This window comes from Rubripirellula reticaptiva (assembly GCF_007860175.1).
In the GTDB taxonomy this organism is placed as follows: Bacteria; Planctomycetota; Planctomycetia; order Pirellulales; family Pirellulaceae; genus Rubripirellula; species Rubripirellula reticaptiva.
In genome coordinates this window covers 1,056,982-1,072,233 of record NZ_SJPX01000001.1, presented here as the reverse complement: position 1 = coordinate 1,072,233, position 15,252 = coordinate 1,056,982, and the positions used below count along the sequence as shown (strand labels likewise).

At 51.9% G+C, this 15,252-nt stretch carries 12 protein-coding genes; 3 read left to right on the top strand and 9 right to left on the bottom strand.

What is annotated here, in order from left to right:
- Positions 1 to 276 precede the first annotated feature (276 nt).
- The 8 genes from Poly59_RS03860 to Poly59_RS03825 all read right to left on the bottom strand — a co-directional run bounded on the left by Poly59_RS03860 (position 277) and on the right by Poly59_RS03825 (position 9,528).
- Complete coding sequence (locus tag Poly59_RS03860; protein WP_146532708.1) at positions 277 to 828, bottom strand: serine O-acetyltransferase; 552 nt, start codon at positions 826 to 828, stop codon at positions 277 to 279.
- Positions 825 to 2,108: a glycosyltransferase family 4 protein gene (locus tag Poly59_RS03855; protein WP_146532707.1), complete on the bottom strand. Its 1,284-nt coding sequence runs from the start codon at positions 2,106 to 2,108 to the stop codon at positions 825 to 827. Before Poly59_RS03855 ends, Poly59_RS03860 begins: the two co-directional genes overlap by 4 nt.
- Positions 2,105 to 3,118: a glycosyltransferase gene (locus tag Poly59_RS03850; RefSeq protein WP_146532706.1), complete on the bottom strand. Its 1,014-nt coding sequence runs from the start codon at positions 3,116 to 3,118 to the stop codon at positions 2,105 to 2,107. Before Poly59_RS03850 ends, Poly59_RS03855 begins: the two co-directional genes overlap by 4 nt.
- On the bottom strand, positions 3,115 to 3,711 hold the full coding sequence (locus Poly59_RS03845; protein WP_246151361.1) for a serine O-acetyltransferase: 597 nt from the start codon (positions 3,709 to 3,711) through the stop codon (positions 3,115 to 3,117). The genes Poly59_RS03850 and Poly59_RS03845 overlap by 4 nt, the downstream gene beginning before the upstream one ends.
- An 8-nt stretch (positions 3,712 to 3,719) precedes the next feature.
- Positions 3,720 to 4,688 carry a glycosyltransferase family 2 protein gene (locus tag Poly59_RS03840; RefSeq protein ID WP_146532704.1) on the bottom strand — a complete coding sequence of 323 codons (969 nt, stop codon included), beginning with the start codon at positions 4,686 to 4,688 and terminating at the stop codon, positions 3,720 to 3,722.
- Positions 4,689 to 4,699: 11 nt separating this feature from the next.
- A complete protein-coding gene (locus Poly59_RS03835; protein ID WP_146532703.1) occupies positions 4,700 to 5,974 on the bottom strand; it encodes a glycosyltransferase family 2 protein in 1,275 nt (424 codons plus the stop codon).
- Entirely contained in the window at positions 5,971 to 8,064 is a 2,094-nt protein-coding gene (locus Poly59_RS03830) for a GumC domain-containing protein (protein WP_146532702.1), read from the bottom strand. Before Poly59_RS03830 ends, Poly59_RS03835 begins: the two co-directional genes overlap by 4 nt.
- A 72-nt stretch (positions 8,065 to 8,136) precedes the next feature.
- Complete coding sequence (locus tag Poly59_RS03825) at positions 8,137 to 9,528, bottom strand: O-antigen ligase family protein (protein WP_146532701.1); 1,392 nt, start codon at positions 9,526 to 9,528, stop codon at positions 8,137 to 8,139.
- A gap of 997 nt (positions 9,529 to 10,525) precedes the next feature.
- On the opposite strand from Poly59_RS03825, the gene Poly59_RS03820 reads away from it, so the two are divergent.
- Genes Poly59_RS03820 through Poly59_RS03810 form a run of 3 tightly spaced genes read left to right on the top strand, consistent with a single transcriptional unit; the run spans position 10,526 to position 13,825 of the window.
- Entirely contained in the window at positions 10,526 to 11,947 is a 1,422-nt protein-coding gene (locus Poly59_RS03820) for a sigma-54-dependent transcriptional regulator (protein WP_146532700.1), read from the top strand.
- 32 nt (positions 11,948 to 11,979) lie between these two features.
- A complete protein-coding gene (locus Poly59_RS03815) occupies positions 11,980 to 13,266 on the top strand; it encodes a glycosyltransferase (protein ID WP_146532699.1) in 1,287 nt (428 codons plus the stop codon).
- Positions 13,267 to 13,276: 10 nt separating this feature from the next.
- Positions 13,277 to 13,825: a serine acetyltransferase gene (locus Poly59_RS03810; RefSeq protein ID WP_222436035.1), complete on the top strand. Its 549-nt coding sequence runs from the start codon at positions 13,277 to 13,279 to the stop codon at positions 13,823 to 13,825.
- 6 nt (positions 13,826 to 13,831) lie between these two features.
- Here the strand turns inward: Poly59_RS03810 and Poly59_RS03805 are convergent, their stop codons facing one another.
- Positions 13,832 to 14,980, bottom strand: a complete 1,149-nt coding sequence (locus tag Poly59_RS03805; protein ID WP_146532698.1) for a Gfo/Idh/MocA family protein — start codon at positions 14,978 to 14,980, stop codon at positions 13,832 to 13,834.
- Between the last annotated feature and the right edge of the window lie 272 nt (positions 14,981 to 15,252).

Here is a 15,252-nt window from a genome sequence, read left to right as displayed (position 1 = left end):
GAATATCGAGTCAGAAGTCTAAGTAGCGGCAATGATCACGACTTTGTCGCTGCGATCAAGCCCCGCACGGAACCGCCCTTCGACCACCAAAGATTGCAACCGGTATGCCAACAAAAAGGGTAATTTGGGGCGTTGAAATGCACCCCGTTGAAGTCGGTTAGCGGGGTTTGATCCCCGTTAGCGGTATTGTCATCAGTTCGATGAGAGAAAAACGTCGCTTCAGTTGATCGGATTGGTAATTTTTTCTCGTCAACATGAGAAAAATAATCTGATTTTTCAACCCTTTCCAAGTGGTTTCGCTGGGACACCGACGGCGGTTGCACCCGCGGGTACGTCCGATGTCACGACCGCCCCGGCACCGACTTTAGCCCCATTGCCAATCACAACGGGCCCAAGCACACAACTGTGACAACCCAACATCACGTGGTCACCGATCTGTGGCGCGCCAGGCTTGGATCCCGCGCCGATGGTGCAAACTTGATGAATTGCACAATCAGCCCCTAGGCTGGCATCGGGATGCACGATGATGGGGCCACCGTGAGGAATGAAGAGGCCCGGACCGATGGGGGCGTTCTTGTTCAAGTTGATCAGAGTAACCACCGTGAAAACCTTGTTGACGAGTGTCAGCAACATTTTCAGTGGTAACAAAGCCTGTCGATACTTGCTTAACACGATCGCACGTTGCATGCGATACAAGGTCAAAGCCCAAAAACCCTCGGATCCCCAACCTGAATGACCTTGCTTCTTGAACCTCGCAAGGTCTGCACGCCAGGCTCGCCATTGGCTATCGCCCGCCCAAGCCTTTACCGTATCTCCGTCGTATTTCATGAGTGGATTTCGGTCAAACCAATCAATCGAGCAAGCTTCTCGGCTTCAGTTATCGCATTGTGATGTGCCATCACCAATCTGGCACCAGCCTTGCCGTACTGTGCCAATTGATCAACAGGCATTTCAATCGCTTCGAGCATTTTATCGGCAAGTGGTCTAACCGCACCGGCGGGAACCAGCCATCCACAAACACCCGGCTGAACCAATTCGCCAACGCCTGCAATGTTGGTTGAAATAACAGGCCGTCCCATCGCCAAAGATTCCATGATCACAACGGGCAAGCCTTCGGCAAAACTTGATAATACAAGTGCTCGAGAATCTAGCAGCGACTCACGGACTTCGTCATCGTTCTGCCAACCTGCTAAGCGAACACATTCATCGAGTCCATAGCTCTGAATCATGGTCTCGAGTTCGCCACGCATCGGTCCATCACCTACCATGGTCAATTGGAAATCGACCCCGTCTTCATGCAATAATTTGGCAGCTTCGACCAACAGGTGTGTTCCCTTCTGCTCGTCCAATCGACCGATAAAAACTAGTCGTCGGGCAGCAGGCGGCGGTGTGAGCTCTCGACTGAAGTAATTCTTATCGAGACCACAGTGAACAACCGCAATCTTTCCCCAATGCTCTCGTTCAGTCCACCGATAAAGCTGGCTACGACCGTATTCGCTAATCGTTACTGCGAACTTCGAACGAGCCACCTTTTCGCCGAGTCTTAAGAAATGTGGCTTGTCAAATTCATGCGGGCCGTGAATGGTGAAACTATAAGTTGGACCGCCAAGCGATCGGCAAAACATCGCAACCGCTGCCGGATTCGTTCCGTAGTGGGCATGCAAGTGTTCGACCTTTTCCTGAATCAACCAACGTGTTAGCTGGCAGGATTCTAGAAAGTAAATCAAGTTACAGAACAAACCGCGATCGGAATGCCAGCCAAGCTTGATGGTCAGGGCAAGCGTCTTCAGAAATTTCCCGGGACTTGTCAGCGCCGTGACAAATGCCGCTGAAAACAAACCGATCACACCGAGATTTAGAACGATTCGAGTTCGCGACGCCTCGACTAAATCCTTCGGCTCAGAAAGGCGAACATCTGTTTGACGAATTGCAAACCGAACAACTTGGACTCCAAAATTCTCCATTGCTTCAATTTCACGACGAATGAATGTTCCGCTAGGAAAGGGATACTGATTTACCAAGTAGGCTATCTTCCCTGTAAATTCCGGTGTCGGTGATGAAACTGGAAGCTCACTGATTTGCCGGCGTGTTTCTACGAAGACACTCATTGGGTGGCTCCCTTATATTCAATTAGTTTTGTGTGTTTGGACTGTAAATGATTCACGTAAAAAACCGCAACGCCGACGAATTGGGGGAACTTAGCAAGTACATCAAAAATAGCGGCCAATCTTGCGTCCGAATTTGTGAACCCACGTCCTTGGTAGTAGCGATAGACTCGCCTCATCAAAACGGGATACCCTATCAATAGCAAAAGGCTTAGCCCGGATGTTGGCCACGCCAACAAAAGGCTGATCAGTGGCACAACGAATGCCCAGAAACATATACTTCGTAACTCTCGTACCCAGTGACGTTCAGGAGCGCCACCGTGCATGTTCGCACCCTGAGCATACGCGTGGCCGCTTCTTTGCATCCGCCGCCACCACTGTTTAAACCGAGTCATTGCGGCGTCATGCAGTGTCATCTCGCAATCAACGCGACGAATCTTCCAACCCATTGATCGCATCCGAACACACAACTCGGGTTCTTCGCCGGCAATCACAACCGGGTTGTATCCACCCGCCTGCGAAAGCGCTGCAGTCCGCAACAACGCATCGCCACCGCATGCTTTGGCATCACCAACCGGTGTGTTCCATTCCATATCACACAGTTGGTTGTAAATCGAAAAGCTTGGATAGCGTTCGCGTCGACGCCCCGCGACTGCGGCTAGAGCCGAATCTTGGTCCATTTCCGATACCGCTCGATCGATCCATCCTTTCACGATCTCACAGTCGCCATCAGCGAACTGCACGTACTTCGTTTCAGGAAACAACTCCATCAACCGGTCGAACCCTTCGTTGCGTGCCCGAGCCGCTGAAAACGGCTTCGACATATCAAGCTCGACCACCGACACGCCCATCTGTTTGGCCATGTCGACGCTGGCGTCAGAAGAATTCGAGTCCACATACACGACCGCGCGGTAACCCTGGACCGATTGCAGACAACGCTTGAGACGTTCGCCTTCGTTGCGTCCAATCGCGACCACACCGACTTCGTTTCGTACGTTTTCACTTAAGTTCATGCGAGTGCCTCGTTGATCGAAGAACTTGCATGCTGCGACTCAGATTCACCGTTATCAAAGCCGTCGCGATCGGAATGTGTTTTCTTGCAAATCACACGCGCAGGAATGCCAACAGCGGTTTGACCGGCCGGAACATCACACAACACCACCGCATTTGCACCAATCTTTGCATCGTCACCAATGGTAACATCGCCAAGAATTTTGGCACCGGCGCCAACGCTGACCCGTTTACCCAACCGGGGTGCCTGGTCCAAGCACTTTTCGTCTCGGATCCCCAGCGTCACCCCTTGGCGGATGATGCAACCATCGCCAATGACACTAGCACCATGAACCACAATCCCATGCTGATGTTCAATCGTAACGTTGCGGCCGATGCTTGCTGAATAGGGAAGTTCAATCCCATACACATGCATGCACCGGCGCTGACAAACCTTGTAAAAAACCCCCAGCAATATTCGAACGATTCGATACTTAAAACTCATTCGCCAAACGCCATAGCGATACGTGGCCAAGGCACGGAATCCGGGCCGGTGCCAATCGCTGCCATTGGCTCGATAATCCTCGCGAATCAGCGTGAATACAGAGGGGTTCACCGAATCCATCAAGTTGTCACCCCACGCATCCAAACGCTGTTTCGAACGAAGTCAACCAACAACTTCGGTGGGTCGTAGCTGGGTTTGCCTTGCAATTTTGATCGCACACACCAGGACGCGTAACTAACTGCCCAAGCCACATCGACTAATCCGGAATAGACAGCGCCATGGTTCTTTACAAAGTACCGGCGACGTGAGTCGAACCAGTATTGCGGTCGGCGTTTCGGAACGGCATTGCGAATCGTGACCCCCGAGGCTTGGCCAACTAAATGGACCACACGACTGGCCGGTTCATACGCACAGTACCAACCAACCAGCGAGGCCTGTCGGCAAAAATCGGTCTCTTCGTAGTACATGAAGTACTCGTCGTCAAGCAAACCAACATCTTCAAATACTTCGCGACGAACCAACATGCTGGCACCGGCCACCCAGCCAGTCTTGACGGCCGTATTAGAAATCGGTGGTGCAACAGTTTTGCTTGATAACACCTTCGATACCAGACCAAGTCGCAGTCCGTCATCAAACTCACTGGCCAAACTAGGAAACCGAAATGCCGACCGCTGAGGCGTGCCATCAGGATCCTCAAGTCGACTGCCCACTAAACCACACTGCGGATTTGCTTCCAAATACGCGATCAATTTCTCGAGCGATCCTTCCCGAACCAAAGTGTCCGGGTTCAACAGCCAAACGTAGTCGGGCTTTCGCTCGGCATCCGCCGCCAAGACTTCTCGAATCGCTGCGTTGTTTCCGAACGCAAACCCGCCGTTTCGATCAAGCGGCATCAGTGTGACCCACGATTTCCAACCACGATCATCGATCGCCGACTGAAGCTGGGACACAGAATCATCGCCCGACAAATTATCGACCAACGTAACGTGTACGTCGGAACGTCCCACCACATGCTTTGCAAGTGATTCAAGACAATCATATGTTAACGAGGCAGTTCGGTAATTAACGATAACAACAGATGTATGCATGACGAACAGTGCTAAGCACATACCTCATTTGCAGAATCTCGGTCTGTTCGGCGCCATGTTTTTTGCCGTCGGAAAATTGCGGCAACATACAACGGGAACTTGCTCAACACGTAGAACGGCACAATGCACAACTGCTTGATTGTCAGTTGATCTCGCCCGTGAGCGTACCAAGCCGTCATGACACCAAACCCTAAAAATCCACCGGCAAGTGTCATCAAGATCAATGGCAAATGACTTACCGGCATTGTCCAAGTGACAACCAAAATGCTTAGCATCGAGACGACCCAACACTGAACCAACAATGCCAAGGGCGGAATCAACAAATCGATCGCCGCGACCAATAATGCTGGCCGTGCCGACGTGACTGCGGATCCAACTAAACGCGGCGTTTGGGTCGCAATCGTATGCAGGTGACCGTGCTCCCACCTTTTACGTTGCTCCAACGCATTGCCACGCTCAGCGGGCAACGAAGCGCGAACAATCGCTTCGGGACAGTAGTGGGGCGAGTGTCCGTCAATCATCAAGTCGTAGCTGACCTTCATGTCTTCGACAATGTTATCACTGGCCCAATTGGGGCGACTTGCCAGCGCCGATGGAAAGGCCATTCCCGATCCATACAACACACAACCATATCCAAGCCGGTGCAAACCAAGTGGACGGACTTGGTTCTTCACGGTGGTTGCAAACCCTGAAACCGCTCCCCACGCTCCGCCGCTCTGTGCGGCTGGCATCTGATAGTTTGCTTGAACCGGACCGTCCGTCGAAATAGCTAAACGTGCCAATCGATCGATTGAGCCATCGACGACATCGCAATCCGCATCAACCATCAAGACGACGTCGCGAGGTTCTTGTTGCAGGATCTTCAATCCGTGGTCAACGGCGAAACCTTTGGCCCGCTTGGTATCGTCAAAACGCTCCGTCACCACCGCACCGAACGCGCGTGCCACGTCGGCCGTTCCGTCATTACAGTTGTCAGCAACCACCAGCAAGCGATCGCCCGGCATCAACTGACGACGAATCGAATCGATCGTGGCTCCGATAACGGATTCTTCGTTATGGGCTGGCACCAGCACATCGACGCTCGGCCGTCCGATTGATTGCGTTGGCATATCAATCGACCGACGACGAGGGAAGGAACCCACGACACACTGTGCCATCAACATGAAGGTGGGGATCAAGAAGGTCACCGCCACCATCCCAATCGTCCACTCAAACGCCGTGATCCACCCCGATGCCAAAACAGGTTGGACGATTTCAAATTCAGCATTAGCTAGTCCAAGGATCAAGAGATCACTCCGATCATAGGGACGTTGAATTTGGTCAAACTTCCCACCACTTCATTAGCTGCGTCGGTGAACTTCGCTCCACCAGGTGCCGACAACAAAACGGCACCCGACTTCAGGCTGACCAGTTCCACATCAGCGCGATTCTTGCAAGACAATCCGGTCAACAGCACCAGTCCATCAGTTTGGAAGTCGGTATGCAACAGTGAGAGAATCTCATCAGCAGGCAAATCGCCCATCGCTACAATCCGCAATCGGCTCGATTGATCGTCTTCGGTGATTTCTCGGAAGGTCTCACCTTCGTCAAGCGTCGTTTCACCAACCAAAACGACCATCACTTCTTCACCTAGCTTTGCCATCGACGCAGCCAACTGCTTTGTCGTTGCAATCGACGCATTACGCCCGTTGAGCCCAACGACATGGACCAAACGATTGGCCAGACCCGATGAAACGTGTTGCAATCGCACCGCTGCGATGCGAATTGAGTCGGGAATCAACGTCGCCTTCTTTCCGGTAGACGATGCGGCTCGCAGTTCCGATTTCGAAATGGTGCCAATTTCAGCGATGTTCATACGCTCGGCCAACGACGTCCCGGGCGTAGGCATCACACTTCGCAGCCCAATTCCCAGAACAGGAATCGACAAACCCATCAAGCACAACATAAACGCAGTTGCAAATTGTTTACGAAAGTCGTTCTTTTCTGGCATCATACTGGGAGCTGCCGATTCGATCACACGAAAACCGTGTGCGTCACCATGCTTAAGAGTTTCAAGCTGTTCGACGAACGTTTCTTTAACTTCAAGCTTTGATTCTTCGATAGCGATCGCTTTTTCAAGTGTTCGAGCAAGGATCATCGACTTGTTCATTTCGTTAATTTTTGGCTCGAGATATCCGATCGCGCTTTCAAGGTGTTCGATATGTACTCGCGAGGTTGCCAACTGCATGTCGAGCACCGATTTGATCCGCGAGGATTCTCGCATCGCTTCGACCGCCGTGGATGGGTCGTCGCCAAATGATTCCATCTGACGGTTCAGACGATCGAGTTCTTCTTCCATGTCTGCGACTGCACCATCACCACGAGCTTCCAAACGCAATTGTTCTACCTCTGCTGATAGCTCGTTGTAGCGAGACTGAGGCATCAATCCACGTTGAACAAGTGGCTCGATCCGTGACAATTCGGCTTCCTTACTTCGCAGCTTCGCTTCCACGATCGCTTGATTTCGTTGCTCGACGATGTCCGATTCCAAGTCGGTAATGCGGCTTAGCAGTGCCGTGGCCGAGACCGGTTTTTGCTTCGGCACAAAGTCGCTTTCTTTGATCGACGTCGCGACCAAGGCGACTCCAGATTCCAAACGAGCGGACTGCTCTTGCGTGGCTTGAAAGATTGCTTGTTGCGTTCGCAACTCGGATTCCATCACTTCAAGCTTTGATTTCCATTCCTCGCTTGCCACGGTGATGTCATCAACACCGTTCTTTTTGCTGATTGCGGCGTACTGCGCCTTCAAAGCTGCAATTTCGGGCTTCGCTTCTTTTTCAATCGCATTGTGCAATCCTAAAAGATGCTGGTCCAAGCCTTCATCGCGCATATTGCGAGTTCTGCGAAGACCTATCTCGACCAAATCGTCAAGCATTTCGATGCCGTCTTTTTGATCAGCCCATTCCATCGTGATCGTGACCGAACCCTCACCACCGTCAACATTGGCTTCGACTTGGCGGCTCATGAAGTCGATTGGCGCCAATAGTTCCCGTTTCTCAACCAGTTCTGCGATGGCTTCTTTTGAGTTGAACTCCTTCAACAATGTCCGAATATCCAATCCTTGATACAGTGGTGCACCGAAAAACGTTTTGTTGTAAACCAAACGCGACTCAACTTGATACGTCGTTGAGTTATGTTCCTTGGCCCAGTAATAACCAGCACCAGCACTGATAACCGCAGCAACGACCAACCATTTCCAGGTCCTCTTTGCCAGTTCGATCAGGCGAGTTTCGGCTGAACTATGTGACGATGCACTTGCACCAGCCGTTCCACCTTCCTGCGCCGAATTTGGCGATTGTGAATACGAGGAAGATGCATGGAGTTGAGTTTGGGTCATTTCAGATTCTTTTAACTTGGCGATTGAACCGGTTGATGAGATTTGAACGGAATACGATTGATTTTGTTTTGGCTATGACGGCCCAAATGAGACGGTCAAAGGAACTGCTGCTGGAATTGGAACAGGCGAGACGGCAGGTTGCGACGAGCTTCGATTCATCCAGGCAGTAATTGCACTGCTTAACATGCCGACGAGCATCAACCATACGAATCCAAAGTCGGATGCCAACCATACCGTTAGCAACAACAACATGATCGCTGCGATTGAACCAGTGATCCCACCAATCAGCAGACGATCTTCGGGATCAATGTAGATGGCAAGCAAACTGCCGCCGCCAACGACCATTACACCGAGCATGAGGAACGCTCCCAGACCCAGCAGCCCCCAACTCAACTGCAACAAGATGTAGTGGTTGTCGATCGAACGAAATTGAGCGCGAAGGTGCGGTTCGAGCATGATCTCGTGAGTGATTTTTGAACCCCATTTTCCATGACCAAGCCATGCCGCCTGTTCCATGGCATCCGCATAGACGTAATACAAAAGTTCGCGGTGCTTGGTCCCCGTGTAGGCGTGATCTTTGCCTTGAATATTAACGACATACTCTGCTTTCTCACCCGAGAATGATTCAAGTTGCTCGACCACGGTCGGCCAAATCGAAAACATCAGAAGACCGCCCAAGAGGGCCGATCCAATCAAGGGCAACCTCAGCAAGGGAAGGTAGAAAAACAAAGCCGCAACTGCAGAAGCGGCGAGTGCGAGCATCGGGCCACGCGACATCGTTCCGAAAACACCTAGCACGCAGAGTACAGGCGTCAACAAGAAAACTGGCGACAAGCGACGCTTGCGAGCCAAACGAGCACCCTCGGCAGCCCAAGGAAACAACATCGCCAGCGTCATCCCGAAATAAATCGGGTGTCCTAGTGGCCCTTCGGCGCGGCGCAAGTTCATACGGTTACCGGATTCGGAGTTGAACGATCCAGTTCGCTGGGCCAATACATTGATCGGATTGATTTTGGTGGTCGATTCAAATACCGACCACACCGACAGCCCGATGCAAGCAGCACAGGCCCAAGGCACCAACGCGCGAAGATCAGCCAGAGATCCAATCAGGATTCGTCCGAAGAAGTAGGGCAGCAACAAGGTGCCAAGGACCGCAGCAACCTCCGTCGGCGACGCCGAGTCGGACTGGAAGAGCGAAGTGATACCAATCCCAAGAAACAAGAACACCATCGCGTCGATCAAGTTAAGCCGCCGGACAAGTCGGCCACCGAAAATTGCAATCGGCACGACCATCACCACGGTAACCATCCGCAGATCGACGGTCATTGATCCAACGCCTCGCGCCAACCACGAAGGAACAAACAACATGCTCAACCAAGCCACGCGCATAGCATGAGACGGCCCGCCGGTGACGGCAGCAAGCGCCAGCACGGCGGCGATGACGATAGCGAAGATGAAGAACATGAAACAACAGAGCTAAAAAAGAAACACTTGAAGACGAACCAGAGCCTGGACTGCCTCAAACGTCAGCCGGGTGGACGTCGTATACACGTGGCAAAACGTGTACCACCCGCCACGCAAACAACCCAAGAAGCGCGGTTTCGCAGGTTCTTTGTAGCGTTCGGCCGCAACCATCCAAGCGACGGTCAATCTTGGGGGGCTATGAAATGTTACAACCGATGCCTAAGGCGACCTTATCCCCCTTTACCTAAATTAACTCGAGGTTCTGAAAATTAAATTTTTTGATCGCGCTTCACTTCAATTTTCAATTGGCAGAAGCCAGCACGCGAGAATGATAAAAACACCCGAAGCAAGCCGATCATTTCGATAAAGCGTCAAATCGAGGTCGCGACGGATAGAGAACGGCATGCCAATGAATTGAAACTCATTCAATCACCAACCGTTCATCATCCACAGTGTTAAGCGATAATGCGCTTCCATAACCGCATTCATCCATCGCGCAAGCCGAAACATGTCACAGTTAAACTGAGCCTGGTTTCATCAGCTTGTGATGGGAAGATACGCCCCCGCGGGTCGGCTGATGCCAAAAGCGAAGTCAAGACAAGAACGTGGCATCATTCGATCTCAAAAGCTTTGATTTTACGAGCATTTGGTGTCGAACAGCAAAACCAAGTGACTACGCAAAATCCGTTCTGTTTCCAACCGTTCGGACCGCTTTCCCCTTGATTCAACACTCCCAGCGAGCGATTGCCGCGTATAATATTCCTCACAATCAGAATCGCCCCGGTCCTGATTCACGCTGCGTTAACGCTAAGGGCAAAAAAGATGCCGTCTTCTGTTAACTGCATTGACATCTGATTTCTCGGAAACAGACTGACGCACTAAGATTGTGCGTTAGCAAATACTCCCGCGTCTGGGAAGCTGACATCTTTGAAATTTCCATGCGATCACTTTGATCACATAAACAAGTTCATGCCCCGACTTGCCCACCTTAGTTGCCATGGTCCACCCACACGGCCTATCGTCAAAGCCTAAAATCCTCGTTGCTTGCGAGGGTAATAGCGTCGTCGGTTCGGTGCATTCGCATTTTACGAAGTGGGGCTACGAAGTTACTGCGACGTCGTGCATGGACGACTTGCTAAAGCGATTGGCAACTAGCCCGCCAGACCTGATTCTGCTGGATCTGGGTATCGAGGGATGCGGGTTTGAGATGTTGAGCACGCTTGGACAATCGTGGCGGTCAATTCCCGTGATTGCGATGGCGGCAGATGCTACCATCGGGTTGGCGGTTCGAGCAACAAAATTGGGCGCTGTTGACGTGGTGGCAAATCCACCTGACCTCTTTCAGTTGCGAGTACTAGTTGACGGCGCCGTGCGAGACAACGATTCACGAAACCGATCACGCCGGAACGAGGCTTCCCGTCAATTGGAGCCAGATTCTCGTAACTTTGGAATTTTAGGCGAGAGCCAAGCTGTTCAAGACGTCCTGGAGTTGGTTCACGATGTTGCCGAAACCGATGCCACCGTTTTGATTTTGGGTGAAAGTGGAACCGGCAAGGAATTGCTTGCCCGCGCGATCCATCATTGCTCGTCTCGCAGTCACATGCCGTTCGTTCCGGTTAACGTCGCAGCATTGCCCGCGACGCTTTCGGAGAGCATTCTTTTCGGTCACGAGAAAGGTTCGTACACCGGTGCTGATACGACGAGCGAAGGGTGGTGCGAGACGGCTGATCAAGGCACATTGATGCTGGATGAAATCGGCGAGATGGACATCCAACTGCAAGCCAAACTGCTGCGGTTTTTGCAGGACGGCACCTACATGCGAGTTGGTTCCAATCAAGCCAGAAGCGCGAACGTTCGTATCGTCGCCGCCACCAATCGTGAACCGCAAGACATGGTCAGCGAAGGCTTGATGCGCGAAGACCTTTACTACCGATTAAATGTCTTTCCCATTCGAATGCCACCTTTGCGTGAGCGCCGCAGTGACATCCCGATTTTGGCCGAAGCGTTCTTAGAAAAATCGGTCGAGACACATCGCCGTCCTGTTGTTGGTTTTTCCAAAGACGCAATGGATTGTTTGGTCGCTTATGATTGGCCAGGCAACGTTCGTCAACTTGAAAACTTAGTCACGCGAATGGTTTTGTTAGCTCGCGAGCCGTACATCGGAATCAAAAACGTTCCGATTGAAATCAAGTCAGAAACACGATCTGCCGCAAGCGCCGTAGCTGAGACTGAAACGGGCCTGAGTCAAATGGAGTCTGTTGAAAAGAAAACTATACTTTCGGCGCTCCGTGACACCAACGGCAACGCGGTTGCAGCGGCAAAGTTGCTTGGCCTTGGTCAAGCCACCATTTATCGAAAAATCAAACGGTTCGACATCGAACTAAAACAAATCAAGTCGGCAACAAAATCAGCTTACTGATTTCTCATCGACATTCCTGTTAAGAGTGCGCTATGTACTTGATTGCCATTCACGTTCCCATCCACGTTGATGGTGCCGGCGGCAATTATCTGGCAACCGATTGGATCGAATCTCTTAGGTTACTACGTGATTCGTTAGAAGGCCGGTTTGGCCCTATCGCTGTTATCGCTCCGTCGTGCGCGTATGATCCCGAGGGATCTTCCCAGACGCTCGAAAGGGTCGACGCGGCGGGCGAAGGCTTTCAAATGATCCCTTCGTTCAATATTGATTGTTCCATTCGCGATTATTGGTTGAAACATCGGTCGGGTTGGAAACAGCAACTTCGTGACGCGGTTTCGAAAGCCAAGGTTGTTCACTCTGGATTAGACGACGTTTATCGGCCAATTTCATACGAAGGGTTTCTTGAAGGCGTTCGGCAAGGCCGCACAACTGTGTTCGTGCAGGACACCGACATCTCGGTTCAGTGTCGCCAATTGCATGCAGACCGCGATATTTTGCACCGTGGTCTAAGCGTTGGCTACAGCAAGATGTTTGAACGGTGGACTCGAAAGTCGGTTGGCCAGGCAAGCCTAAGCCTTTTGAAAGGTCAACAACTCATCGACCGATATGGCGGTTACGCCAAGAATGCCAAACTGTTCCACGACACGTCCTATTCCATTGATGACATCGTCAGTCTCGATTTCATCGTAGATCGATGTCATGCGTTGTCCAACCGTGTCGCAAGTGGTCGTGCGCCTCGCTTTGTTTATTGCGGACGATTGACACCACGCAAAGGGATCGTCGACTCGATCGATATCGTTGCGAAGTGTCACGAACTTGGCGTCCCCATTGAATTCGACATCATCGGTCACGGCGAGCAACTTGATCAAATCGAGAAACGTATTGACGAATTGAAAATGCGATCCGCAATTCGAATGTTGGGCCGAATGGCATACGGTCCCGAGTTGTTCGAAAAGCTGCGATCGTATGACGGTTTATTGTTCACGCCATTGGCCGAAGACACACCAAGAATGATCTTTGATGGTTATGCAACGGGGCTACCGTTAATCGCTTATGACATCGACTATTGTGTCGAGCGCCAGTCGGCTGAGTCAGCCACCTTTTTGATGCCTCGCGGCGACATCGAAAACTCGGCAAAACGATTGGCCGAACTGGCAATGCAACCCGAAAAACTGACCCAGCTTTCAGAAGCAGCGCATGAAGCGGCGATCTATCACGCCGCGGAAAATTGGTATCGACGTCGCGCTCAGTGGACCTTCGAAGCCGCCGAAAAAAACGGCACGCCCATGACGATGCCGCTGGCTGTGACGTCGAGTTAAATCCATCACCATGAACTCGCATCAGGCATCGAAAACTTCGTTCCCAGCGCCATCCATGCCATCGGCGACGACTCCGGATTGGTCACGCGAAGAACCGCGAATGTTCTTTGATCCATCAAGAAAATTGCTGCGCTCGATTCGGCGATATCAGTGGTGGTCATCACAAACTGGAGTGATGCGTTTGGCGGCTATCGTGGCCAAGAAACGCTGGGTGTTTTCCCATCGTTTTTGGTCGATCGTTTCTGCGGCCGACATCCCACTGACTTGCCACATCGCAGGCGGGTTGATCCTGCCACATCCTTCCGGCGTGGTGGTTCACCCGGATGCAAAGATCGGCCCAAATTGTCTGCTCGGCGCTCACACTGTGATCGGTGTAGGAAAGGTACCAGGGTTACCGGTATTGGAAGGACATGTCGACGTTCATGCCGGCGGTTGCGTTCTAGGCGGCGTCACCGTCGGCTGTCATTCGCAGATAGGTGCTAATGCAGTCGTGATCAAAGACGTACCCGCAAACGCGACTGCCGTTGGAGTTCCCGCGCGAGTGATCATGCGATCGTGACGCGGCTTAAGTCGCCCAAGACATCGGCTTGAATTCACCCGCTGAGGTCGTCAATTCCTGAGTCGTGTTGCCGCCCGGTGGCGTCTGAATCTTCAGCACGATCTCGTTGATATGTAGGGAAAAATCGGCGGAAAGACGGCTGTCGCGTCCTTCGGTCACCGCATCCGCCATCTCGGCAATGCCGCGTGCAAAATCCATTTTGTGACCACCGGTGCGATATCGGTGAGGCATTTTGGGATTACGCACGAATGAAATTTTTCTCGGGTGCACCCCTTTGATCCGAGTCATAAACGGAATCTTGCGTCGTCGCATCGAGAGGTTTGAAAACGGCTCCAGATGGACTGGCGAATCGTAGTACCAACAGTCTTCGACGGACAACGTACCAGCGTCACCAATGACTCGCATTTGATGATCGTGAGGGGCGACGATGCTGCAGGTTAGGCGTGCCACAACGCCGTCAGCGAACCGAAGGCAAACGACCGTGAAGTCGGGGGTTTGGATATCGACCGGCGTTCCCTTGTCGGCAATCAAAACGGCAGGGAATGTCGTCATGCTCTTTACCGACCCAAAGAACGCAACCAACCATGACACGTAGTAACCGGCATGTTCGAGCGTGCAACCGACTTCGAATTCGTCTTTGACCGGCCAATGACGACCGATCTCGTTGACCCAATTCTCGCAGCCCATTTGGTGGATCAAACCGTCGTCCATTTCGGCATAAATCAACCGAACCTTTCCGACCGAACCTTTCCGAATTTCTTTCCACATCGTCTGGGCGGCCTCGCCAAGCACGTTGCAGGGCGCCGAGGACAACTGCAGCCCTTTCGTTTTAGCCAAGTTCACCAGCTCGGTGGCGTGATCTAAATTGGTCGCCAGCGGTTTTTCACTGTAGACGTGCTTGCCCGCCTGAAGTGCCGCTTTAGAAACTTCATAATGGTATTTCGGGTTGGTCAGATTCGCGATCGCGTCGACCGAACCGTCAGCGAGGACTTCGTCCAAGTCCTTGTAATGCCTAGTCGAGTAGAGTTTGCAAAACTCGTCAGCATGCTGTGGAACGATGTCCGTAGCGCCGGCCAGAACCAGTTGGGGGTAGTTCAGAATCGTACGAGCGTAAAAGGACGAGACAAAACCGCATCCGACAAACACAACACGCATGAAACCTTCGCCCTCAACAACATTGGAACGGCAACCCGCCGCCTAGAAACAGCCACCAATTTGATTCGGAAGCAACGAAAACGCAATTACTAGCCCAACAAACATTGAGAAGCTGTGAGGGTCCGGCAAACAAGGCGACTACGAATTCCACTCGGACAACTCGCTTTACTCATCCTGATGAAGCATTTTTCTCGATTTGATCTGACTCTCGGGCAAGCTAACGAAAAACACGTTCAACCGAATCATCAAATCAGGCGATTCCTTAGCTGTTC

Coding starts and splice junctions, on each gene's coding strand:
- Poly59_RS03810 (WP_222436035.1), top strand. CDS start 13,277: ATGAACTCGCATCAGGCATCGAAAACTTCGTTCCCAGCGCCATCCATG.
- Poly59_RS03815 (WP_146532699.1), top strand. CDS start 11,980: ATGTACTTGATTGCCATTCACGTTCCCATCCACGTTGATGGTGCCGGC.
- Poly59_RS03820 (WP_146532700.1), top strand. CDS start 10,526: ATGGTCCACCCACACGGCCTATCGTCAAAGCCTAAAATCCTCGTTGCT.
- Poly59_RS03825 (WP_146532701.1), bottom strand. CDS start 9,528: ATGTTCTTCATCTTCGCTATCGTCATCGCCGCCGTGCTGGCGCTTGCT.
- Poly59_RS03850 (WP_146532706.1), bottom strand. CDS start 3,118: ATGAACTTAAGTGAAAACGTACGAAACGAAGTCGGTGTGGTCGCGATT.
- Poly59_RS03855 (WP_146532707.1), bottom strand. CDS start 2,108: ATGAGTGTCTTCGTAGAAACACGCCGGCAAATCAGTGAGCTTCCAGTT.
- Poly59_RS03840 (WP_146532704.1), bottom strand. CDS start 4,688: ATGCATACATCTGTTGTTATCGTTAATTACCGAACTGCCTCGTTAACA.
- Poly59_RS03830 (WP_146532702.1), bottom strand. CDS start 8,064: ATGACCCAAACTCAACTCCATGCATCTTCCTCGTATTCACAATCGCCA.
- Poly59_RS03860 (WP_146532708.1), bottom strand. CDS start 828: ATGAAATACGACGGAGATACGGTAAAGGCTTGGGCGGGCGATAGCCAA.
- Poly59_RS03805 (WP_146532698.1), bottom strand. CDS start 14,980: ATGCGTGTTGTGTTTGTCGGATGCGGTTTTGTCTCGTCCTTTTACGCT.